General features: G+C 70.4%; 15 protein-coding genes. 11 read left to right on the top strand and 4 right to left on the bottom strand.

The annotated features are described in order from the left end of the window. Positions 1-6: 6 nt before the first annotated feature. The 11 genes from ACFW0G_RS19930 (at position 7) to ACFW0G_RS19880 (ending at position 16,909) form a co-directional block, all read left to right on the top strand. Positions 7-1,536, top strand: a complete 1,530-nt coding sequence (locus tag ACFW0G_RS19930) for a M20/M25/M40 family metallo-hydrolase (protein ID WP_378326816.1) — start codon at positions 7-9, stop codon at positions 1,534-1,536. After that, entirely contained in the window at positions 1,533-2,966 is a 1,434-nt protein-coding gene (locus tag ACFW0G_RS19925; RefSeq protein ID WP_378326815.1) for a condensation domain-containing protein, read from the top strand. The genes ACFW0G_RS19930 and ACFW0G_RS19925 overlap by 4 nt, the downstream gene beginning before the upstream one ends. Positions 2,967-3,204: 238 nt before the next feature. Next, entirely contained in the window at positions 3,205-3,381 is a 177-nt protein-coding gene (locus tag ACFW0G_RS19920) for a hypothetical protein (protein ID WP_378326814.1), read from the top strand. A gap of 501 nt (positions 3,382-3,882) precedes the next feature. Beyond that, positions 3,883-5,244: an amidase gene (locus tag ACFW0G_RS19915; RefSeq protein WP_378326813.1), complete on the top strand. Its 1,362-nt coding sequence runs from the start codon at positions 3,883-3,885 to the stop codon at positions 5,242-5,244. After that, the gene (locus tag ACFW0G_RS19910) at positions 5,241-6,425 is read left to right on the top strand and encodes an MFS transporter (protein WP_378326812.1); all 1,185 of its coding nucleotides are present in this window, start codon (positions 5,241-5,243) and stop codon (positions 6,423-6,425) included. The genes ACFW0G_RS19915 and ACFW0G_RS19910 overlap by 4 nt, the downstream gene beginning before the upstream one ends. A gap of 69 nt (positions 6,426-6,494) precedes the next feature. After that, on the top strand, positions 6,495-7,175 hold the full coding sequence (locus ACFW0G_RS19905) for a FadR/GntR family transcriptional regulator (protein WP_378326811.1): 681 nt from the start codon (positions 6,495-6,497) through the stop codon (positions 7,173-7,175). A 210-nt stretch (positions 7,176-7,385) separates the two neighbouring features. Continuing rightward, on the top strand, positions 7,386-9,650 hold the full coding sequence (locus ACFW0G_RS19900; protein WP_378326810.1) for an ATP-binding protein: 2,265 nt from the start codon (positions 7,386-7,388) through the stop codon (positions 9,648-9,650). A 349-nt stretch (positions 9,651-9,999) separates the two neighbouring features. After that, positions 10,000-10,581: a DUF6801 domain-containing protein gene (locus tag ACFW0G_RS19895; protein ID WP_378326809.1), complete on the top strand. Its 582-nt coding sequence runs from the start codon at positions 10,000-10,002 to the stop codon at positions 10,579-10,581. 79 nt (positions 10,582-10,660) lie between these two features. Further along, on the top strand, positions 10,661-11,533 hold the full coding sequence (locus ACFW0G_RS19890) for an alpha/beta hydrolase (protein ID WP_378326808.1): 873 nt from the start codon (positions 10,661-10,663) through the stop codon (positions 11,531-11,533). Between the two features lie 65 nt (positions 11,534-11,598). Beyond that, positions 11,599-13,623, top strand: a complete 2,025-nt coding sequence (locus tag ACFW0G_RS19885; protein WP_378326807.1) for an oxygenase MpaB family protein — start codon at positions 11,599-11,601, stop codon at positions 13,621-13,623. 133 nt (positions 13,624-13,756) lie between these two features. Next, positions 13,757-16,909 (top strand): GH92 family glycosyl hydrolase, encoded by a 3,153-nt coding sequence (locus tag ACFW0G_RS19880; RefSeq protein WP_378326806.1) that lies wholly within the window; start codon positions 13,757-13,759, stop codon positions 16,907-16,909. A gap of 33 nt (positions 16,910-16,942) precedes the next feature. Here ACFW0G_RS19880 and ACFW0G_RS19875 read toward each other — a convergent pair whose 3' ends face one another. The 4 genes from ACFW0G_RS19875 to ACFW0G_RS19860 are packed head-to-tail and all read right to left on the bottom strand — an operon-like array spanning position 16,943 to position 22,839. After that, entirely contained in the window at positions 16,943-18,583 is a 1,641-nt protein-coding gene (locus ACFW0G_RS19875) for an amidohydrolase (protein WP_378326805.1), read from the bottom strand. Beyond that, positions 18,583-20,046, bottom strand: coding sequence for a purine-cytosine permease family protein (locus ACFW0G_RS19870; protein WP_378326804.1), 1,464 nt, complete (start codon positions 20,044-20,046; stop codon positions 18,583-18,585). Before ACFW0G_RS19870 ends, ACFW0G_RS19875 begins: the two co-directional genes overlap by 1 nt. Before the next feature lie 37 nt (positions 20,047-20,083). Then, positions 20,084-21,802, bottom strand: a complete 1,719-nt coding sequence (locus ACFW0G_RS19865) for an amidase (protein WP_378326803.1) — start codon at positions 21,800-21,802, stop codon at positions 20,084-20,086. Next, complete coding sequence (locus tag ACFW0G_RS19860; protein WP_378326802.1) at positions 21,799-22,839, bottom strand: agmatine/peptidylarginine deiminase; 1,041 nt, start codon at positions 22,837-22,839, stop codon at positions 21,799-21,801. Before ACFW0G_RS19860 ends, ACFW0G_RS19865 begins: the two co-directional genes overlap by 4 nt. Positions 22,840-22,899: the final 60 nt, after the last annotated feature.

The following is a 22,899-nucleotide window of genomic DNA, read 5'->3' as shown; positions in this document are numbered from 1 at the left end:
CAGATCGTGACGAATCCACGGCACCCGAGCGGCCTTTCTCGCCGGCGAGCGCTCGGCCTCGGCACCGCCACAGCCGGTGCGCTGCTCGGCGGGACCGGCCGCGGCGCCGCGACGGGGAGCCCGGCCTTGCCGGCGGTACCCGGTGGGCTGGATGCCACCGATCCCGTCGAGCTGGCCCGCGCCATGGTCCGCCAGGACACGTCCAACGCCGGCGGTGGCGCCGTCACCCTTCCCTACGCTCTGCTGCTGCGGGACCTGTGGCGGGCGGCCGGGGTCGCCGGCGAGGTCATTCCCACGCCCACCCCGGACAATGTTCACTTCGTCGCCAGGGTCACCGGACAGGGCGCCAAAGCGCCACTGCTGTTCATGGGCCACTCCGATGTGGTGCCACCCGGCCCGCAGCAATGGAGCGTGAACCCCTTCGGTGGTGAGCTGCGTGACGGATGGCTCTACGGCCGAGGCGCACTGGACATGAAGGGGACCAACGCGATCTTCATGTCGGCCCTGCTCCGCCATGTTCGCGAGCGCGCCGTCTTCGACCGCGACATCATCTTCCTCTCCGACTGCGACGAGGAAAACGGCCAGTACGGGGTGGCTTGGCTGGCCGACCACCACTACGACAAGATCGCCGCCGGGGTCGCCATTACCGAAGGCGGTTGGTTTCTCGCCCAGCGCGATCAGCGGAGCCCGATGCTCGCGTCACTGACCTGCGCAGACCGCAGGGGTGTCTCGGTCGCCCTCGTCGCCGATCGGTTCGCCACACACAGTTCCCGGCCCTACCCGAACCAGGCCGCCGTCCTGGTGGGACGCGCGCTCGGCCGCCTTGACGACTTCCCCCGGCATGTCCGCCCCAACGCGTTGGTGCGGGCGTACTTCGCCGAGCTGGCCACGAGCACGCACGACGAGCACTTCGCGAGCGCCATCCGGGCGATGCTGAACGCCGGGGACCAGTCCACCCGCGATCGCGCGGGCAGGATGATCGTCGCGCGCAGCGATTACCCCTGGTTGCACGACGCCCTGCTCCGGACCACGGTGTCCGTGATGTCTGCGAGCGCCGGGGACTATCCCAGCGTCATACCCAGCCACGCCGCCGCGCAGCTGCGCATCGTGTTCCAGCCCGGCGGCGACAACCCTCGCGAGGTCATCGCCGCGCTGCGCCGCTTCCTCGACGGCTCGGGCGTGTCGGTCGACGTCCTCGGCGAGCCGGGAGCGACCGAGGAACAGACGCTCTCGCGGCTCGAAGCCGACCTCGCCCTGCCACCGTCCACAACGGACACCGACGTCTTCCGGATGTGGCGCGACGCGGTGCACGAGACCTACCCCGGCGCCGGCGCCGCGGCCACCCAGTTCGAGGCCAGGACGAGCGCGGGTCCCCTGCGGGCCCGAGGCGTTCCCGTCTACGGGATCTACCCACACCTGATCGACAACGAGAGCCTCAACCGGATGCACGGCACCGACGAACGGGTCGGCGCGGCAGCGTTGCGCCAGGGCGCCGAGATGATCTACCGCATGCTGTCCGCGATGCGAGTCCGATGAGCGCGCGACCGGGGGACCCGCCACACCACGACCGCGCCGACGAGGAAGCCGGCTATCCGCTGCGCGGCGACCAGCTGGAACGATGGACACAGGCAACGGGCGGTGCCACGCGCAACGCGGACCAGATCTCCACCACCTACCTGCTCACGGGACCGCTCGACACGAGCGTCCTCCAGCGCGCCTTCTGCCTGTTGCCGAGCAGGCACGACGCTCTCCGGCTGCGCATCGTGAACGAGCACGGCCGGCCGAGGAGCGTGCTTCGCCCCGCCCCCGGACACTTTCCCCTTCCCATCATCGAGATGTCCAATGTGGACGAAGACGTCGCGGTGTCGATCTGCGAGCTCTACCGGGCACGCGAGGCGGCGATCCCGCTGGACCTGTCGGTGGACGCCCCGCTGCGGGCGATGCTGCTCCGCCTGGCACCGGACCGGCATGTGCTGCTGCTGACAGTGAGCCACCTCGTCGCCGACGGCTGGAGTTGCGGCGCGCTCGTCCGTGACCTGCAACGGTGCTACCGCCACGCGTCCGGTGGGCCTGTCCCGCGGCCGGTGGCACCCTATGCCGAGTTCATCGCCGAGGATGCGGCAAGCGGGACATCGGCCATGGCCAGGGAGGACCATTCGTGGTGGTTGAACCACCTCGCCGGCGCGCCATGGCGCGTGCCGCTCGCCCGCGCCGGCGTGGACCGGGCCGACAACGGGTACGACACCTTCAACATCGAGTTCGTGCTTCCCGGGCCTCTCGGCCGGGCGGCCCGCGCACTGGCATCGGGCACCGGCACCACCGTGTACTGCGTATGCCTCGCCGCGCTGGCACTCTGCCTCGCCCAGTGGACCGGCAGGCGGGAAACGATGATCAACGCCACCTATGCCGGCCGCGACGAGGAGAAGTACGACGACACCGTCGGCCTGATGAGCAACCGGCTCCCCCTTCGCATCCCGGTGCGCCCCGGCGGCACCGTCGCCGAACTGGTGCGGGAAGTGGGGGAGATCGTGCTGGACGCGATAGAACACCGCCACGCCCCCTTCGACGCCGTGCTCCGAGCGTTGCGGGAACGCGGCGACAGCCCGGAACTCCAGACGACTCTCCAGGTCTACCCCCGGGCCATGTGCGAGGCACGCGCCCAGCGGCCGGGCGACCTCGACCTGCGCCTGCTCGATTTCCGCGCGGCCGGGCTGCACTACGACGTGGCGTTGTTCCTCGTCGAACCCGACGACGAGCCTTTCACGGGAGTCGCGACCCTGCGCACCCGCACCTTCGGTATCGCGGACGCCCGCGAATTTCTCGCCCGCTATCAGCAGATTCTTGCCGACACCACGCGAGACGCGGATGCCCCGGTCACCGAACTGCTCCACCGCGTGCGCCCGGCCCGGCTCATCGGCACCGATCTGACCTGGCCGACCGGCCTCACCGACATCCCGTTCCCTTGATGGCCCCGATGCCCCAGGGGTCCCGCCGTCCACCGGCTGGCCAGCTGACTATCCACAAAGGACGTACGGGCTCGGCCCTCGGCGCTACTCCGCTGCCTCGGTGCGGGACCCGTCCTGTGGCGGTACCACCGGAACCGAAGTCGCCCTAGGCTGCGACCGCCCGCCCGAAGCCCGCTGACGCGGCGGCGTCCGCACCGTCGCCGTCCGCACCGTCGCCGTCCGGATGTGAAGGGACGCCATGTTCGCCATCGCCGCCGCCGTGCTCTTCGCGCTCGCCTTGCTCCTGGAGCTGATCGACACCAGTCTGGGACGCCTCGTCACGACCACCACACTCACGACCGCGGGGCTGCTGTGTCTCGCACTGCACCTGTCCGGCGTCGCCGCCGACCGCAGGGCCTGGCGCAGACGCCGGTAGGGCGCAACCAAGGTCCGCCTCGAGTCCCGGCCACTCGAAGCGCGACCTGTGCTGACGTTTCCGCGGCCTGGGCTGGTACCGCCGCGACGGTGGGCCGCACTGAGGTTTCTCGGTAAGGGGTGGGAGTCTGGCTTCGCTGGGGGTGTTTTCCCGAGGTGGTCGGGTGGTGTCGGTGGCTGGTGGGGTGGGGTTGCGGTGGTGTCGGTGTCTCGGAAGCTCCGTTGGGGACGGTGAACGTCCTGAACGACGCGTTCGGGGCAGGGGGCCTCGGCACTGGAGTGTCGCGGATGCGACATTGACGGCATTGAACGTCCCCCATGTCCCATTCGCGACAGTGCTGACCAGGACGCAAGCCCGCGACAGCCGTCGCCCGTATCGAACGCAACCGACCACTACTGAGAAAACCTCACTGCGCGGGTGCCCGGACGAAGCTTAATTAGGATTGCCTAACACCGCGTGCTCGGCTACCGTGCAAGTCCTCAGATGACATGAGGAGTTGAGATGGCAGATCTGACGCTCGTGGAGCAGGCGGCCGCGGTGCGGACACGCGAGGTGTCCCCGGTGGAGCTCACCGAGGAGTACCTGGGCCGGATCGATCGCGACAACGACGGGGTGGGTGCCTACCTCACCGTGGACCACGAGGGTGCGCTCGCGGCCGCCCGCGAGGCGGAGGCGCTGGTCGTGTCCGGCACGCGGGACCTGCCGCCGCTGTGCGGGGTGCCGGTCTCGGTGAAGGACACGTGGCCGGTGAAGGGGCTGCGGTACACCGCCGGATCGAAGGTCTTCGCCGACCGGGTGGCCGAGGTGGACGCGGCGGTGGTGACGCAGTTGCGCCGGGCGGGCATGGTGGTGCTGGGCAAGACCAACGCGGCCGAGTTCGGGTGCTCCTCCTACACCGAGACGGTGTTCGGTCCGGCCCGCAATCCGCACGACCTCACCCGCATCGCGGGCGGATCCAGCGGCGGGGCCGCCGCCTCGGTCGCGGCGGGACTCGCCCCGGCGGCGCACGGCAGCGACGGTGGCGGCTCGGTGCGGATCCCGGCCGCGTGCTGCGGACTGGTGGGGATCAAGCCGACCAGGGGCAGGGTGAGCCCGGCACCCGGCCCGGACTCGGCCGGGCTGGCCACCGCCGGTCCGATCGCCCGCACGGTCGCGGATGCCGCGCTGCTGCTGGACGTCATGAGTACCGCCCGTCCCGGCGACGCCCATCAGCTGCCGCCGATGCCGCCCGGACACTTCCTGGACAGCGCGAAGCGCGATCCGGGCCGCCTGCGGATCGGCGTGATCCGGGGACCCGAGAGCGATGCCCCGCCGTGCCGGAAGGCGTGCGAGGACACCGCCGAACTGCTCGCGGAGCTGGGCCATGACATAGCGGAGGCCCCGCCGGCAGGCCCCGGCGACTATCGCGCGGAGTTCACCGTCGTGTGGTCACTGCTCGCCGGGTCGGTGCCGGTCCCCGCCGGGCGGGAGCAGGACCTGCTGCCGCTGACCCGGTGGCTGCGGGAGAAGGCACGGGGCTACGACGCGCTCACCTTCATGTCGGCGCTGGTGTCGCTGCAGGCCACCGCTCGCCGGATCGCCGGCCGCTACGACCGGTTCGACGTCGTCCTCGGCTCCGCCACGGCCCGGCTGCCACCGCTGGTGGGTGGCCTTGTCGATGCCGATCCCGCGCGGACCTTCGAGAACATGCTGGAGTTCCACCCGCTCACCCCGCTGGCCAACATCACCGGTCAGCCGTCGGTGACCGTCCCGATGCACCGGACGCCGGACGGGCTGCCCGCCGGCGTGCTGCTCACCGGCCGCCACGGTGCCGAGACGACCCTTATTTCCGTTGCGGCACAACTGGAGCAGGCGAAGCGATGAGAAAGGCTCAACTGGGTTTCCTGACCGGAACCCATGTCGTCAACGATCTGTACCAGGGCTCGGTGCCGGCGTTGCTGCCGTTCATGATGAGCGAGCGACACTACAGCTATGCGGCGGTGTCCGGAATCGCCTTGGCCGCAACGGGTTTGTCCAGTGTGGTGCAGCCGGTGTTCGGGATGATCGTGGACCGGTCCCAGCGGAACTGGCTGGCACCCCTGGGTTTCCTCGTGGCCGCCGGCGGGATCGCCGGTGCCGGCTTCGCGCACGGCTACCTGCTCACGTGGATCTGCGTTGCCGTGGCGGGAATCGGCGTGGCCGCCTACCATCCGCCTGCCACCAATCAGGCTCGCGCGGTGGGCGGCAGGTCGCAGCAGGCGATGAGCCTGTTCTCGGTGGGCGGCACGCTGGGCAGTTCATTGGCTCCCGCCCTGGTCACCGTGGTCGTCGGATCGTTCGGCCTGTCGGGAACCTCCCTGCTGGCGGTCCCGGCAGTGGTGATGGCGTTGCTGTGGCTGCTCAATCGTCGCAACGTCCCCGCCCTGGTCAACAGCGGAAGCGCGGCTGGAAAGTCCACTGTGGACATCTCGGATGACTGGCGCGCCTTCGGCAGGCTGGTCGCGGCGACCATCGGCTGGTCGATCCCTTATGTGACAGTCAGTTCGCTGCTGTCGTTGTACGCGCTTCGTGAGCTGCACACCTCGGCCGCGGCCGCGGCGGTCACGCTGACCTCGTTCACGCTGGCCGGCGCCGCGGGTACCGTGCTCGGCGGTTGGCTGGGTGATCGGCGCGGCCGCCTGGTGCCGATCAGGGCGGGGTATCTGCTGGGCATTCCGGCGCTGGCGGGGGTGGTGTTCAGCCCGAACCATCTCGTACTGGAACTCGGCGCCGTGCTGTTCGGTCTGGCCATGTTCCTGCCGTTCGCCAATCAGGTGACCCTCGCTCAGGACTATCTGCCCACCCGTCCCGGTACCGCCAGCGGGTTGACCCTCGGCCTGGCGATGTCGGTCGGCGGGCTGAGCTCGCCGCTGTTCGGCTGGCTGGCCGACACCGAGGGCCTGCGGTTCACGCTCGGTGTGGTGCTCGTGGTGTTCGGTGTCGCCGTGCTGTTCGGTACCCGGCTGCGCGACCGCGTCCTGCCCGCTCAGCCGTCGGAAAAGCCCTCTGAGGAGCTGGTGACCTGATACATTGCCCGGGACGTACGCCGTGGTCCGCGGACCCGACCAGGGCTTCGACGGGGAGAGGAACACGACATGACGGTCCGGGCGGTGCAACGCACCTCACTGGTCGACGCGGCGACGGCCGAACTACGCCGGCTGCTCGGCGAGGGCGAGTGGCCGGTCGGCGCCAAGCTGCCCAACGAGATCGAACTGAGCAGGCTGCTCGGGGTCGGACGGTCCACCGCGAGGGAGGCCGTCCGCGCCCTGATCTCCGCCGGTCAGTTGTACTCCCAGCAGGGCTCGGGTACCTACGTCGCCTCCGCGACCCCACTGTCCGATTTGGACCGCAAGCTGCGCAGGGCCGCGGTGATCGACGTGTACGAGGTCCGCGTCGCACTGGAGGTCGAGGCCGGCAGCCTGGCCGCGGCCCGTCGCACCACCGCCGACCTCAAGGCGCTCCGCACAGCGCTGGCGGCCAGCGACCGGGCCGGCTCACTGCCCGAACTGCTCGACGCCGACGTCGCCTTCCACCGGGCGGTCGTGGTGGCGGCCCACAATCCGGTGCTGACCGAGGTGTTCGACTCCTTCCTGGACGCCATGCGCGCCGTGGCCACCAGCGTCACCACCCTGGACACCGACGAGGAAACCACGCACGATCACCAGCGGGCCCACCACGACCTCCTCGCCGCGATCGAGGCAGGCGACGCGGACGCCGCCGCACAGGCCACCCGCCGCAACGTCGAACACACCCTGACCCAGCTCCGCCAGGGCTAGTACCGCGACCGCGCTCACCGGCGTCAGCGGTTTCCGGGTTCTGCCGTACTTCCGGTTATCCTGTGCGGAGTTGCCCGGTCTCTGGAGAGAGCGCGTAGCCGCAGTGCTCGGCGTCGGTCCGCATGGTCGCATGTGGACCTGTAGGTCGCAGGGGGACGGAGGGGAGCGCGGGAACCGGTGCAGCGTCGAACGCCGGGTCTTCCGGCCGAAATGGCGAGTTATGTGGGGCGCCGGCACGAGCTGGTGAAGGTGCGGGGGTTGCTGGCGTCGGGCCGCGTCGTGACGTTGACGGGCACGGGCGGCGTGGGCAAGACGCGGCTGGCGGTGCGCGTCGCCGCAAGCGTGCGGGAGTGGTTCCCCGGAGGCGTGGTGTTCGTCAAGCTGGCGGAGCTGCAGGACGCCAGGTTGGTGGCCGCACTGGTCGGCGGCGAGCTGGGGTTGCGGCACCTGTCCCGGCGCTCCGCGCTGGACGCGGTGGCCGAGCATCTCCGGGAGCGTCGGCTGTTGCTGGTACTGGACAATTGTGAGCATCTGGCTTCGGCGTGCGCGGAGTTCGCGGACGCGGTGCGGGCGCGGTGCGCCGACGTGGTCGTGCTGGCCACCAGCAGGCACCCCTTGGGTGTGTGCGGAGAGTCTGTACTGCAGGTACCGCCCTTGCGCGTTCCAGGGGCCGGTGAGGTGCGGTCGCCGTCGGAGTTGAAGCGGTACGACGCGGCGCGGTTGTTCGTGGACCGGGCGCGCGCTGTGCTGCCGTCGTTCGAGGTGACCGAGGAGAACTATTCCGACATCGCGCTGGTGTGTCGGCAGGTGGAAGGGCTGCCGCTGGCGATAGAGCTGGCCGCCGCGCGTGTTCGGGTGCTCTCGGTGTCCCAGCTGGCGCGGCGGTTGTCGACGCGATTGGGGCTGCTGACGACCGGGCCACGGGTGGCGCCGGAGCGGCACCGGACACTGCGGGCGACCCTCGACTGGAGTTACGGGCTGTGTTCGGAAGCCGAGCAGCGGGTGTGGACGCGGGTGTCGGTGTTCTCCGGGAGCTTCGACCGGGTGGCGGCGGAACATGTCTGCGGGGCGGGCGCGGCCGAGGTGCTCGACGGGCTGGTCGACAAGTCGGTACTCGCCAGGGAGGAGCAGGGCGAGAGCCGGTACCGCATGACGGAAGTGCTGCGGGAATACGGTCAGGATCTGCTCGAAGAGTCCGGCGACCGACAGCGGGTCGCCCGGCGGCACCGGGATTTCTACGCGGCGTTGTGCGGGCGGTTCGAAGCGGAATGGTCGGGGCCCGAGCAGGTCACGTGGCTGGGCAGGATCCAGCGCGACTACGCCAACATTCGCGCCGCGTTCGATTTCTGCCTGACCGAACCCGCGGAAGCCGCCACCGCGCTCGAAATGGATCGAAGTCTGCAGGATTTCCTCGCCGTCCAGGGCTACGGCGCCGAAGTGTTCATCAGGCTCGATCGCGCGCTGCGGTTGGTACCCGACGACGAGCCGCTGCGGGTCACGGGTCTTCGCCGGAAGGCTTCGTTCGCTCTTTTCCTGGGGGACGCCGACGCGACCATTGCCGAACTGGTCCGGGCCGGCGTGCTGGCCGAACGGCTTCACCACGAGGTCGAGGCCGCCTATGTGGCGGCCCTGTGGGGGCTCGCGGCCCTGATCACCGGTAATCCGGGCCCGGCGGTACCGCTTTTCGAAAACGCTCTGAAAACCTTCCGCGCGCGGGGAGTGGTGCGCGGCGAGTTCTTCACACAATGTTGTTACGGGCTGGTGATCGGCCTTTCCGGGGAGCGCGACCGTGGCCGCGACGTCATCCAGGAGGAAATCGCCCGTTGTGTCGCGTGTGGTGACATCTACTGGCAGGCGTGGTCGTGGTTCGCGCTCGCTTTTCTCGACGTCTACCTCGGCGAAACGGCGGCGGCGGAGGACGCCGGACAGCACGCCCTGCGGCTCATGCGCGACATCGACAACGTGCTGGTCAAGGCGCTCACCAACGAGGTGCTCGCCATCGCCGCGGGAGAGCGGGGCGAGCATACGCGCGCGGTGATGTTGCTGGGCATCGCCGATGCCCTGTGGGCCAAGATGGGCGAGCTGCCGAAACGGACCACAGCCGGTGTGCGGCTCCACCACAGGTACCGCGGACGCGCTCGCCTGGCCCTGGCCGGCGCCCAGCGAATCCTGGGCGACGCCGTTTTCGCCACGACCTTCGCCGAAGGCCGGGCACTGGCCGGCGACCTCGCACTGCGGTACGCGCTCGGGGAGAACCACGCGGCTTCAGGGGACGCCGAGACCCGGCAGCTGACCAGGCGAGAGGCCGAGGTCGCCGCGCTCATCGCGCAGGGGCTGACCAACCGGGAGATCGCCGGGCGCCTGGTGATCGCCCAGCGGACCGCCGAGGTCCACGTGCAGCGCATCCTCGCCAAGCTCGGCTTCACGACCCGGGCCCAGATCGCCGCCTGGCACAGCCGCACATCGCCCGGTTGACGGCTCGCTCCAGACGCCTCGCGCCCGGCGGGCGTGTTCCGGTTTTGTCATGTCGATCATACAAACAACTCGCCGTCATGTTCCCGGCGGCAGAAAAATTCGAACATCCCGACGACCGGACTCCGAATAAGTATATCTCGGTATGTAGCTCACCCGGCTTCCTCGCTAACGTCACAATCTGCATCGAACGGACTACGAGCCGAGACGGTGCGGAGCCCGGCCGAACCCCCGGTAATCGTCGAGATGTGGGTCGCTGTTTCCGAGCGCGCTGCCGGTCTCCTTGCTGTTTTTCTGTGTTCATTCAACGACGAAGAGGGTGCGAGAAATGACAGCGACAACGGTACGACCGATGGTGCGCAGAGCCGGCCGTCTCGGCGTTCTGGCCACGCTGACGGCGGTCGCGGCGGGTGTTCTGGGCGCCGGCCCGGCGAACGCGGCGGACAAGGAGGTGACCTGGAAGGCCGGGTTCCCGATCATCGGCGACCAGCAGGTGAAGTCGGTCATCCACACGGAAATCCCGGCGACGGTCAAGATCGGCGAGACCGTTTCGGTGCCGTTCACCATCGACGCCGACGCGGGCGACGTCGCGGCAGACGGTCTCCGGCTCGTGGGCGGAACGAAGATCTCCGGGGCGATTCGCGGGTCGGTGGTCCTGACCGTCAGCAGCGGCCAGAGCCTGCCACTGGCCATCAACGTGCCCATTCCGGAGACCCCGGTGCCGCCGCAGGGTCCGTTGAAGTTCACGGCGAGCGGCAAGGTCGAGCTCACCATCCCGAAGGGTGTCCCGACAGGACCGGCGAAGTCGGCAGTGGGCCCGAAGGCGACCTCGCACGTCGTGACGGACAGCGGCCTCGGCGAGTTCGACGTCGACCTCGCCCTCGACCCGCCGACGCAGGACACGCTCCTGGGCACCACCACCGTCCAGGGCTGATCGCCACGCGGATCGGGCCGGGTCCCGGCCCGATCCGTTTCACCGTCGAAAACCATTCCGCCCGAGGAGCCTGAAGACCATGCGAACACGGCACAAGATGATGTCCGCGGTGGCCACGGCCGCCACGATCGCGGTGATCGGAGCGGGCCAGGTGTCCGCCGCCCCCGTGGCGTACGCCGGCAATCCCTACCAGCGTGGCCCGGACCCCACGATGACGAGCATCGAGGCGGAAAGGGGTCCCTTCGCGGTGACCCAGGCGTCGATCCCGGCCGGGAACGGGTTCGGCGGCGGGACCGTGACCTACCCGAACGACACCAGCCAGGGCACCTTCGGCGCGATCGCGATCGCCCCCGGCTTCCTCGAGCCGGAGGCCCTGCTCGGCTGGTTCGGCCCCCGGCTGGCCTCGCAGGGCTTCGTCGTGCTGACCTTCGGCACCAACTCGCCGACCGATTTCCCTGCCGCACGGGCTGATCAGTTGCTGGCCGGGCTGAAGTTCCTGGTGGAGAAGAGCCCGGCCAAGGACCGCATCGACGCCTCGCGGCTCGCGGTGATGGGCATCTCGATGGGCGGCGGCGGAACCCTGGAGGCGGCGGCGCGCAAGCATGACCTCAAGGCAGCCGTCCCGATCGTCCCGTGGGACATCGGCGGGGACTTCTCGGGCATCCGCACGCCGACGCTGGTCATCGCCGGCGAAGGCGATCTGATCGCGCCGACCCCGATCCACGCGAAAGCGTTCTACGACAAGCTTTCCCCGGGACTGAACAAGGCCTATGTCGAGGTTGCGGGCGGCGGCCACATCGGACCGGCGCTCCCGAACGTCACCGTCGCCAAGTACGGCATCTCCTGGCTCAAACGCTTCGTGGACGACGACGTCCGGTACGAACGGTTCCTCTGCCCCATCCCGAAGGACCCCAAAACGTCGGCCTTCCAGGGAAACTGCCCGCACACCTGACGCCGGAGCACGACCACCGGAACCGATGAATATTCCTAGGCGGCTCAACGAAGAGGACTAGCACGATGGAGCATTTCGACAGTCGGCTGCGCGTACCGGAGCCGCCGGGCAAGGCGCTGGCCTCCGCAGTGCGGGACGGTTTGTTCGGGCCGCTCGTAGTGGTCTGCGGGGGATTGTTCCTCGTGCTGTACGTGGGCAGCGGCGCGACGGATGTCTGGTTCGCGTGGACGGTGGCGAACCCGCTCACGGCCACGACGATGGGTGCCGGTTTCGGTGCCGCCTTCGTGTTGTTCCTGCTCGCCGCGCTGGAGCCAGGCTGGACGAACGCCCGGATCGCCGGTTTCGCGCCGCTCGTCCTGGCCGGGGGCAGCCTGTTCACCACCGAACTGCACGACGGGGACCTGAACCCGTCTCGCGGAGTCACCGTCGCCGGGATGTCCTTCAGCGTGCCCGTCGCGGGCGTGTGGCTGTTCGTCACCGGGCTCACGCTGCTGCTCGCGATCCTGACGCTGCCTGCCCAGCTCACCCGCCGAGCGGACAACGATCTCGACAGCCGCGTTCGCACCGCGCCGATGCCGGTGTGGGCACGCCTCGCCGCCGGGATCGAGGGGACCGGGCTGGTGGCCGCCGGGGTGGTGTTCTTCGCCCGCCCCGAGCGGTTCCGGACGTGGTGGCCCTGGCCGGTGAGTCCGCTGGACCTGCGCGAGCTGTGCGTCTGGATGATCACCATCGGCGTGCTCGTCCTCTGGGCCACCATCGACGGCGATCTGCGGCGCGTCGCGATCGGCCTGACGGCGCTGGCCGACTTCGGGCTGCTCGCACTGGCCGGCGTGCTCCGTTACCCCGGCGACGTGCACTGGAATCTGCCCTCGGCCTGGGTCTTCCTCGCGGTGGTGGTGGTCCTGCTCGGCACCGGCGCGATCGGCCTGGTACTGCTCGGCCTGCTGCGGGTGGTGCTGCCGGTACTGGCCTCGGTGACCGGCGCCGAGCCCGATGGGCCACCCTCGGCCGGACGCGTGCTGCGGCTCGCGCGCGGCGCCCGCTCGGCGATCGCGCCGCATGCCGACCACGGCTTCTTCGGCCCCGGCTCGGTGACATGGAAGGTCTGGTCGTATCCGACCTCGCTCACTGTGGGTTTCCAGCGCGCGGTCGTCGTCGAGGAGCTCGACCCCGGCCTGGTGGCGTCCGTCGACGCGACCCAGCAGATCCGCACCCGCCCGCGTACTCGCTATGACCGTACGTTGCGGTACTTCGCGATGGTCGCCTTCGGCGGCACCTACGGCACCATGAAAGCCGCCGACGTGCTGGTCAAGGTCCACTCGGTGGGCATCGGTATCGAGCCGGGCAGCGGCAACCGGTACGACGCCAACGATCCCGGGTCGCAGTTGTGGATCCACCTGACCGCCTGGCACTCGATCCTCTACGCCTACGAGAAGTACGGGCCTGGCAGGCTCAGCGCGGAGGACGAGGCCCGCTACTGGGCGGACTGCGCCACCGCGGCCGAGTTGCAGACATGCGATCCCGCCGAGGTACCCCGTGACCGTGAGGGCGTCCGCGCGTATTTCGAGGAGATACGCTCCCAGTTGGCGGGTTCCGCGGTCGCTCGGTCCACAATGGACCATCTGTTGCACGCTGAGGTGATGCTGCCGCCGATGCCGCCGGTGTTCTGGCCGGGGGCGCTGGTGATGACCACCGCCCTGCGCATCGCCACCATCGCCTCGATGCCGCACTGGATGCGCGACATGGCCGGGATCCGTCAGGGCCGCCTGCTGGACACGCTGATCGTGCCGGTCATGCGCATCTCCTTCCGGCTGACCCGGATCAGCCGCTGGCTCCAGCTGAGCGCGCTGCATCTGCTGTCTCCCTCGACCACATCCGTCGTGGCGCCCGTCCTGTTCGACGTCCCGCCCGCGGCTCCGGAGACGTTCAGTCCCGCCGAAGCCCGTGAGCGTTACGGCTATCCCAAACCCGCGGAGGCGCACCTCGACCTGCGCGCCCGGCAACACCAACGCGTGTTCGCCGACCACCAGGCACCCAGCGACGTCGGTCTGGTCGAGTCCGAGCCCATCCTGGGGACACGCGGGAGCTGAGCCGGGTGACCGTGCCAGGAAACCTGACGGCCCTTGTCCGGCCAAGTCTTTGTCAAAGTGTTGACCGCGGGGCGGCGGCACCGGAAAGTCCAGGAGGAGGAAACGTCCGTCGGCTCGGCCCTGGGAGGCACCGGTGCGGCAGAGGTTGATGATGACGATGCTCGCGGTGGCGGTCATCGGGGTGCCCGGCGTCGCTTCGGCGACTCCGACAACGATGTCATCGGAGTCCGCGCTGGTCGGTGACCCGGCGGCGTACGTCGATCCGCTGATCGGGACCGGGCGCGGTGGCAGTTCGGTGGGGGAGATCAACAACTTCCCCGGTCCGGCGGCGCCGTTCGGGATGATGCAGTTCTCGCCGGACACCAAGGGCGCCTACGCCGGGTACCAGTACCACAGCGACCAGATCCGGGGGTTCAGTCTTGACCACGCCTCGGTCGGCTGCACCGCGTTCGGGGACGTGCCGATCCTGCCGGTCGCCGGGGACGTCGGCGCGGCGCCGTGGGACCGGGTCGAGCACTTCACCCACGACGGCGAAAAGGCCGAGCCCGGTTATTACGCGGTGACGCTCGCCGATTCGAAGGTCCGTGCCGAGCTGACCGCGACCACGCGCAGCGGTCTGGCCGCGTTCACCTTCCCGGCCGGTGCCACCGCGCAGGTGCTGGTCAAGGGCGGTGCCAGCCTGGCGGGGAACTCGCACGCGGACCTGAAGATCACCGGTGATCGTGAGGTCAGCGGGTCGGCGACCACCGGCGGATTCTGTGGTAAGCCGAACAAGTACACGGTGTACTACTCCATCGCCTTCGACAAGCCGTTCACCGCGCACGGCACCTGGGACGGCTCGGCGGTGAAGCCGGGCACCGGCAGTGTCGACTCGCCCAAGGCGGGCGCGTACCTGACTTTCGGTGCGGAAACCTTGGTGCACGCCAAGGTTTCGATGTCGTATGTGGGTGTCGGCGGCGCGAAGGCCAACATGGCGGCGGAGATCCCGGGCTGGGACTTCGGGGCGGTCCGTAAGTCCACAAAGGACAAGTGGACGGCGGCCCTTGGCAGGATCCGCGTCGCGGGCAAGGACACCGCGCAACTCAAGACGTTCTACACCGCGCTGTACCACTCGCTGATGCATCCCAACACCTTCAACGACGCCGACGGCCGCTACATCGGCTTCGACGACCAGATCCGTACTCTGCCCAAGGGGCACGACCAGTACGCGAACTTCTCCGACTGGGACACCTACCGTTCGCTCGCGCCGTTGCACGCCATGCTGTTCCCGAAGGAAGCGAGTGACATGGCGCAGTCGCTGACCAACGACGCGGTGCAGGGCGGCTGGTGGCCGCGCTGGCCGTTGGCCAACGACTACACCGGCCAGATGACCGGGGACAGCTCGGTCGCGCTGCTGTCGAACCTGTACGCGTTCGGCGCGCGGGACTTCGACGTCAAAACCGCGTTGAAGTACCTGGTGAAGGGCGCGACGTCGGTCGACAACACGCCCGGCGCCTATCAGGAACGGCGGGGGATCGCGGACTACGTGGCCCGCGGGTACTTGCCGAACAACGACGCCTCGGGCGGTGACCATGCCCGCGTCGGGGCGTCGAGCACCCTGGAATGGGCGATCGACGACTTCGCCATCGCGCGGTTCGCCCAGGGGATCGGTGACCGCGATGTCGCTCGCGAGTTCACCAAACGCGGCCAGAACTGGCAGAACATCTTCAACCCGGCCACCGGGTACCTGCAGCCGCGCGGTCAGGACGGCCGGTTCCCGGACGGACCCGCCTATGTGCCCCCGCCGCCAGGGAAGTTCGGTCAGGACGGCTTCGACGAGGGCAACGCCGCGCAGTACACCTGGCTGGTGCCGCAGGACTCCGCCGGACTGGTGACGGCGATGGGCGGGCAGGCGGCGGTCGCGCGGCGGCTCGACACGTTCTTCCAGAAGCTGAACGTCGGCCCGAACGAGCCGTACATGTGGGCGGGCAACGAACCCGATTTCGGCGTGCCGTGGCTGTACAACCACGTCGGGCAGCCCTGGAAGACCCAGCAGGTGGTCCGCAAGATCGCGACGACGCTGTTCAGCGCGACGCCGGACGGTGAACCCGGCAACGACGATCTCGGCGCGCAGTCGTCCTGGTACGTCTGGGCCGCGCTCGGCCTCTACCCGGCCACGCCGGGAACGCCGGACCTGGTCGTGCACAGCCCGCTCTTCGAACGCGCGGAGCTGGCTCTGCCGAACGGGCGCACCATCGACCTTCGCGCGCCGAAGGCGTCGGCCGATACGCCCTACGTACACGGCCTGCGGCTGAACGGCCGGGGCTGGGACCGCACATACCTGCCGCAGAACATCGCGCGGGACGGCGGGCGGCTCGACTTCGACCTCGCCGCGCAGCCCGACAAGCGGTGGGCCGCCGACACCGCGCCACCGTCCTATCGCGACAGTGAACGCCCGTTCCTCGCCTCGGTCGCGAACCAGGTCACCGTGGCGCCCGGCGGCGCGGGCGAGGTCACGGTGAGCGCGCAGCGGCTCGGTGGCCACGACCGCGTGCTCGACGTCGTCGCGAATCCGCCCGCCGGGCTCACGGTGTCCGGCCCGCGTCGGCTCGAACTCGACGGCCGCACCGGCGGCGGCAGCGCGAAGCTGTCGATTTCCGTCGCCGCCGGGACCGCCGAGGGCTACTACGAGGTTCCGGTGACCGTGCGTGGCGGCGGGACGTCCCTGCCGGGTTCGGTGATCGTGCGGGTCGCGCCGAAAGACAGCCTCACCGCCGCCTACGGCAATGTCGGCGTCTCCGACGACGGCGACTCCGGCGCGGCGAACCTCGACGCCGCCGGAAACAGCTACTCACGGCAGGCGCTGGCAGCCGCCGGACTCGTCGGCGGCCGGACGTCGCAGGTTTCGGGCACGTCGTTCGTCTGGCCCGCCGCGCCCGCCGGACAGCCGGACAACGTAGTGCCCGCCGGGCAGGTGATCGGCTTGCGGGGCAGCACCGCGACGCGGCTGCTGTTCGTCGGCGCGGCCGCCAACGGCGACCACCGTGCCACCGCCACGGTCACCTTCACCGACGGCACGACCGGGCAGGCCGACCTGTCGTTCGGCGACTGGGTGTTCCCCGGCGGCGGCACGACCCCGGTGTTCGGCAACACGCTGGTCGCGCGCACCGACCATCGCAACCCGCGAGGCGGCGGAGCGTCGGTCTACGCGACGACACCGTTCGAGGCGCCCCCGGGCAAACACCTCGCCTCGGTCACGTTGCCGCGCGAGGCGAACCTCCACGTTTTCGGCATCGGGCTGGGCTGAGGCGGCTCGGTGGCCTGCCGTCGGAACCACCGATCACGGGATGGACCCCGGACGCTGCCGGGTCGTCGGTTCGCCTGCCACGACGGTCGAACGGGCACGGGCGCGCAGTAGCGAGTCGAGTCCTTCGGCGAATGGGTTGTGGTCCAGCACGACGAAATCCGCGGCGAACCCAGGGGCGAGGCGGCCCGTGTGGTTCTCGGCCCGGCACGAGTACGCGGCGTGGCGGGTGCCGTGCGCGAGGGCGTCGGCGAGTGGAAGGGCGTATTCGGGAACGTTCGGCGCGAGCCGCGGATCCACCGCCGAGCGCCGGGTCGTGGCGACGAACATGTTGGGCAGCGGTGGGTGTGGCGCGGTCGGCGCGTCGGAGCCGAACGCCACCACCGCGCCGGCGGCGGTGAACTCGGGCCACGGATAGCCGCGCAGCGTCCGGTCGTCGCCGAGCATCGCGCGCCAGTTGTCCTGGATGGCAGGATCGGCGTGCACCGGCTGCATGGAGGCGACCACGCCCAGCCGCGCCAGGCGTCGCACATTGTCTTCGGTCACGGTCTCGAGGTGCTCGATACGGTGCCTGCGGTCGCGGGGTCCGTTGACCGCGATCGCGTGCTCCAGCGCGGAAAGCGCGATATCCGATGCCTGGTCGCCGATGGCGTGCATCGCCACCTGGAGTCCGGCGGCGTCGGCTGCCGTGACCACCGGGGCGAGTGCGTCGAGGTCCCAGATGGGGCCGGGGTGGCTGCCGTCGGCGAACGGCTCCTTCATCGCCGCGGTGCAACTGTCGATCACGCCGTCGACCATCAGCTTGATGCCGGTCACCCGCAGCCACGGCCCGGCGAGCCCGCGGCTCAGCTCCGCCGCCATCGCGACCTGCGCCAGCTCCTCCTCGGGGCGCCCGGTCCGTTCGACCAGCCAGTGCGCGGCCACACGCAGCGGCAGCCTGCCACCGCCCCGCTCGGCGGCCCGTTCCAGCGCGCCGAGGTCCTCGCGGGTGAGCGCCATGTCCACCACGGTGGTGACCCCGTCGGCGAGGTAGCGGTCGAACGCGGATGCCAGCGCGGTGTCCCGCTCGGCGTCGTTCACCGTGCTGTCGAGGAATCGCCGCATCAGCCCCAGCGCGGCGGCTTCGTAGAGCATGCCGTCCGGTTCGTTCGCCGCGTCACGGCCGATGCGTCCCCCGACCGGGTCGGGAGTGTCCGCCTCGATCCCCAGCTCCCGCAGGGCGGCGCTGTTGACCCACGCCGAGTGGTGGTCGTTGGCGGTGAGATAGACCGGCCGGTCGGCCACGACCGCGTCGATCATGTGCCGATCCGGGGTATGCCCGTCGAGGGCGCCGAACAGCCAGCTGCGGCCGAGCACACGCGGCGCCGCGGGCTCGGCGGCGGCCGCCGCGCCGATCCTGGCCTGGATCTCCGCGAGGTCGGCGGCGTCGAAGAGATCCACCTGCCGCAGCGACTCACCCAGCGACAGCAGATGGGTGTGCGCGTCGATGAAACCCGGCAGCACGAACGCGCCGCCGAGCTCGACGACCCTGGCGCCCGCCGCCAGCGCGTCCGCGGACCCGGTGTCTCCGACGAATTCGATCGTGTCCCCTCGGACGAGCAGGGACTCCGCCCAAGCTGGTTCGGTGGCGGTGAAAATCCGCCCGCCGCGGTAGTGCACCAGTTCCGGTTCGCGCATCACGCCACCGCCTTTCCTGTCTCGGTCATGTCGTTCCGCGCCGCCGCGAGGCGCGGGCGCATCGCGGCCGTGTAGAGCGCCGCCGCGAGCACGATGCCCGCCGGGAGCGAAAGATCGATTCCGCCGATGGCGTCGGCCAGGAAGCCGGTGTACAGCCCCGGGATCGAGAGGAACGAACCCGCGACGACGGCCCCGGCGGCCAGTGCGGCGATGCCGATCCAGTTGACGCCGCCGACGTACCAGAACGGGCTGCCCTTCGTCTGCTCGCTGAGCACATGGCCGTCGTAGCGGTTGCGGCGCAGGACGATGTCCGCGACGTAGATCGCCATCATCGGCCCGAGCAGCACGACCATGAGCTGCAACAGATGGTTGACGGTGTCGAGGAAGTTCGACACCAGCAGCGCGTACAGGGTCAGCAGCACGCCGAGGGTGCCGTCGAGCAGGACGCTGCGGGACCGGCGCAGCCGCACGCCCATCACCTGGAGGGCGAGCCCGGAGCTGTAGACGGTCATGGCGTTGTTGGCGATCGCGCCCAGGATCACCGCGACCAGGAACACCGGGGTGAGCCAGCCGGGCAGCACCCCGGCCAGTGCCGTCTGCGGGTCCCGCATGTCCAAGGTGGTCGCCGCGAGCGCGCCGAGCAGGGTGAACAGCACGCTCGGGACGAACGCGCCCAGCGCGGTCCACCCCGCGATCGCGGCGGGGCGCGTCGACCGCGGCAGATACCGCGCGAAGTCGGCGCTGTTGTTGTACGACAGCGAGGCGGACGCGACCAGGGCGAGACCACCGGTGAGCGCCGCCCACAGCCCGGCACCGTGCAGCGGCGCCGGCGGCCGGTAGGCCCAGTCGGTGTGGCCGAGGACGTAACCGGCCAGCACCACGAAAACGACCGCGAGAACCAGGGTCAGGGGCAGGTACAGCCTCACGATCACGCCGTGGCCGTAGACGCTGATCACCAGTGTCACGGCCGCGATGCCGACGATCACCAGTACCTTGCCCACGGTGTTCAGCTCGATTCCGCACCGGGCGAACAGGCTGAACGCCGTCACCGACGCGGCAGCCCAGCTCAGCGCGACGTAACAGACCGAGACGAACCAGCCGTTGATCCCGATGACCACCCGGTTGCCGCGGACGCCGAACATCGCCCGCATGATCACCTCGCTCGGTGCCCCGGCGGCGGGCCCGCTGACCGCGACCACGCCGACCAGGACCCAGCAGAGATTCCCGGCGACGATCACCGCCAGCGCCTGCCAGAGGTTGAGCCCCATGAGCACCAGCGCTCCGCCGACCACCAGGCTGAGGTAGCTGACGTTCGGGGCGGCCCACACGCCGAACAGCTGCCGGGCGCGGCCGTGCCGTTCTTCGTCGCCGATCACGTCGATGCCGTGGGCCTCGATCCGGACGCCGCGGCCGGGCCCGCTCACGGGTACGTCGGCAGCAGGGGACAGGGGTGTCGAACTCATCGGAACCTCCGGAACAACGTTGTTCGCCGGGACGGGATCAGGAACGAGTCAGGGGTGGGGTGCGCGGTGGCGCCACGCGTCGCGTGCCGGTCGCTTCGAACGCGGCGGCCAGCCGCAGCAGTCCGGTGTCGTCGCAGGCGCGGCCCGCGATGGTGAGCCCGACGGGCATCCCGGTGTCGGCCATGACGCCCATCGGCACGGTGACCGTCGGGATACCGAGGTGCCGCGGGACGAGGTTGCCGTTGGCCACCCAGACCCCGTTGCGCCAGCCTTCGTCGGCCGACGCCGGATTGGTGTCCATGTCGGCGCGGCCGACGTCGGCCACGGCGGGGAAACAGACGGCGTCGAGCCGGAGGTTGTCCAGCCACCGGTCGAAATCGGCGCGGCGGGTCTCCTCGAGGCCCCGCACGCCCTCGGCGAGGCCGGGAATGTCGGTGAAGTGCCCGGCGGGAACGCGGCCGGGGTAGGCGGCGATGTCGTCGTCGAAACCGTTGTAGCGATCCGGCAGCGCTCCCTCGGGGTGCGGGAAGATGCGGTCGCCGTCCACCTTGGCGAGCCGGTTCAGCGCCGGATCGTCGTTGGCGCGCAGGAAATCGTCCCACGCCCATGCCGCGAGGTCGGTGATCTCCCGCTTCAGGAACTCGGGACGCACCAGCCCGCGGGTGCCGATGGTCGGGGCGCCGGGACGGTCGCCTTCGTAACGGGAAACGACCGGGAAGTCCACCAGCACGATTTCGGCGCCGGCGGCTTCCAGATCCCGCCGCGCCGCCTCCCACCGTTCCAGCACCGAGTCCCGGGTCACGATCCGCCTGCCCGTCGGGCCACCGATCCCCGGGCGTGCCGCCGTTCCGGCGTCCGGGTCGGCGTTGACGTACATCTTCGGCACGCCGAACCGCTTGCCCGCCAAGACGTCGCGTGCCGTCCGCGCGTCCGCCACCGCCAGCGCGGGGTACGAAGCCGGGCGCACCGCCGACGCGGACGGGATCGGCACCCACGGCTGGGCGCGCCAGAAGTCGCCGCGCGGGTCGGGGTCGTCGGCGACGATCACCTCCAGCACTTCCAGCAGGTCGGCCATGGTGCGGGTGTGCGGGACGACGACGTCCATGGTCGGCACGAGCGGCCAGTTGCCCCGGACGGAGATCACGCCGCGGGAAGGCGTGTAGGCGCACAGCCCGTTGTTCGACGCGGGCGCGCGGCCACTCGACCAGGTCTCCTCCGCCAGACCGAAGGCCGCGAAGCTGGCCGCCGTCGCGGTGCCGGAACCGTTGGAGGAGCCGGAGGCGAACGCGGCGGTGAGGTAGTCGCCGTGGTACGGGCTTTCCGCGCGGCCGTAGAGCCCGCGCTGCATTCCGCCGTTGGCCATCGGCGGCATGTTCGTCAGTCCGATGAGGACGGCGCCGCCGTTCCGGAGCCGCTCGATCGCGAAGGCGTCGCGGCGCGCCACGAGTTCCGCGAACGCGGGTGAGCCCGCGGCGGCGGTGAGCCCGCGCGCGAGGTAGCTGTCCTTTGCGGTGTAAGGAATCCCGTCGAGCGGGCCGAGTTGCTCACCCCGGGCGCGGCGCTCGTCCGAGGCCCGTGCGTCGGCGATGGCGGCGGGGTTGGGCACCACGACGGCGTTCAGCTTCGGCCCGTTGCGGTCGTACGCCTCGATGCGCGCCAGGTAGGCCGTGACCAGGTGCTCGCTCGTCGTCGTGCCGTCGGCCAGCGCCGCGCGCAGTTGTGCGATCGTGGCCTCGACGACGTCGAACGCGCTCATCGCCCGCCCCCGGCGACCGGCTGCTGCTGGGTGATGCAGTGGATCCCGCCGCCGCGGGCCAGAATCGGGCGCGCGTCGATGGTCACGACCCGTCGGCCGGGGTAGGCCTCGGCGAGGATCCCCGCCGCCACCGCGTCGGCACGCGCGTCGCCGTAGCCGCACGCGATCACGCCGCCGTTCACCACGAGGTGGTTGACGTAGTTCCAGTCGACGAAGCCGCCCGCGTCGCGCAGCGTCGGCGGCGCCGGGATTTCGACGATCTCGAACGTCCGGCCCGCGGCGTCGGTCCGCCCGGCGAGCGACGCGCGGATCTCCCGCAGCACCGCGTGGTCCGGGTGGCCGGGGTCGGGCTGGGCGTGCAGGAGCAACCGGCCGGGCGACGGGATCGTCGCCACCATGTCGACGTGCCCGCGCGTCCCGAATTCCGCGTAGTCGCGGGTCAGCCCGCGTGGCAGCCAGATCACCGTGGTCGCGCCGATCGTGCGCCGCAGTTCGGCTTCGACGCGGGCTTTGCCGGCATACGGGTTGCGGCCGGGATCGAGCTGGACGGTCTCGGTGACCAGAACGGTGCCCTCGCCGTCGACGTGGATCGCGCCGCCTTCGTTGACCAGCAGCGAACCGACCGGTTCCGCGCCTGCCTCGTCGGCGACGAACCCGCCGATCTCCCGGTCCCGCTCCCACGACGCCCAGGCGGGAGCGCCCCAGCCGTTGAACACCCAGTCGACCGCGCCCAGTACGCCGGGCCGTTCGTCGTCGACGACGAAGGTCGGGCCGATGTCGCGCATCCAGAAGTCGTCGAGCGGAGCCTCGACCTGCTTGACCTCGCTGCCCAGCAGGCGCCGCGCCCGTTCGCGCTCGCTCGGGTCGACGACCATGACCACGGGCTCGAACTCCGCCACGGTGTTCGCGACCGCGGCCCACGCGGCGTACGCCTCCCGCGCCGCCGCGGCGTCTTCGCCCAAGGTGTGCCCGGCCCGCGGGAAGGCCATCCAGACGCGTTCGTGTGGCGCGGTTTCCGCGGGCATGCGCCAGGCCATCCGAGCTCCCAGGTGTCGGCGGGCACGACCGGACCGGTGCCCGCTGGCTGCGGCGACGGT

The sequence above is a fragment of the Amycolatopsis sp. NPDC058986 genome, assembly GCF_042741125.1.
Classification (GTDB): domain Bacteria; phylum Actinomycetota; class Actinomycetes; order Mycobacteriales; family Pseudonocardiaceae; genus Amycolatopsis.
This window is presented reverse-complemented; position numbering and strand designations above follow the sequence as displayed.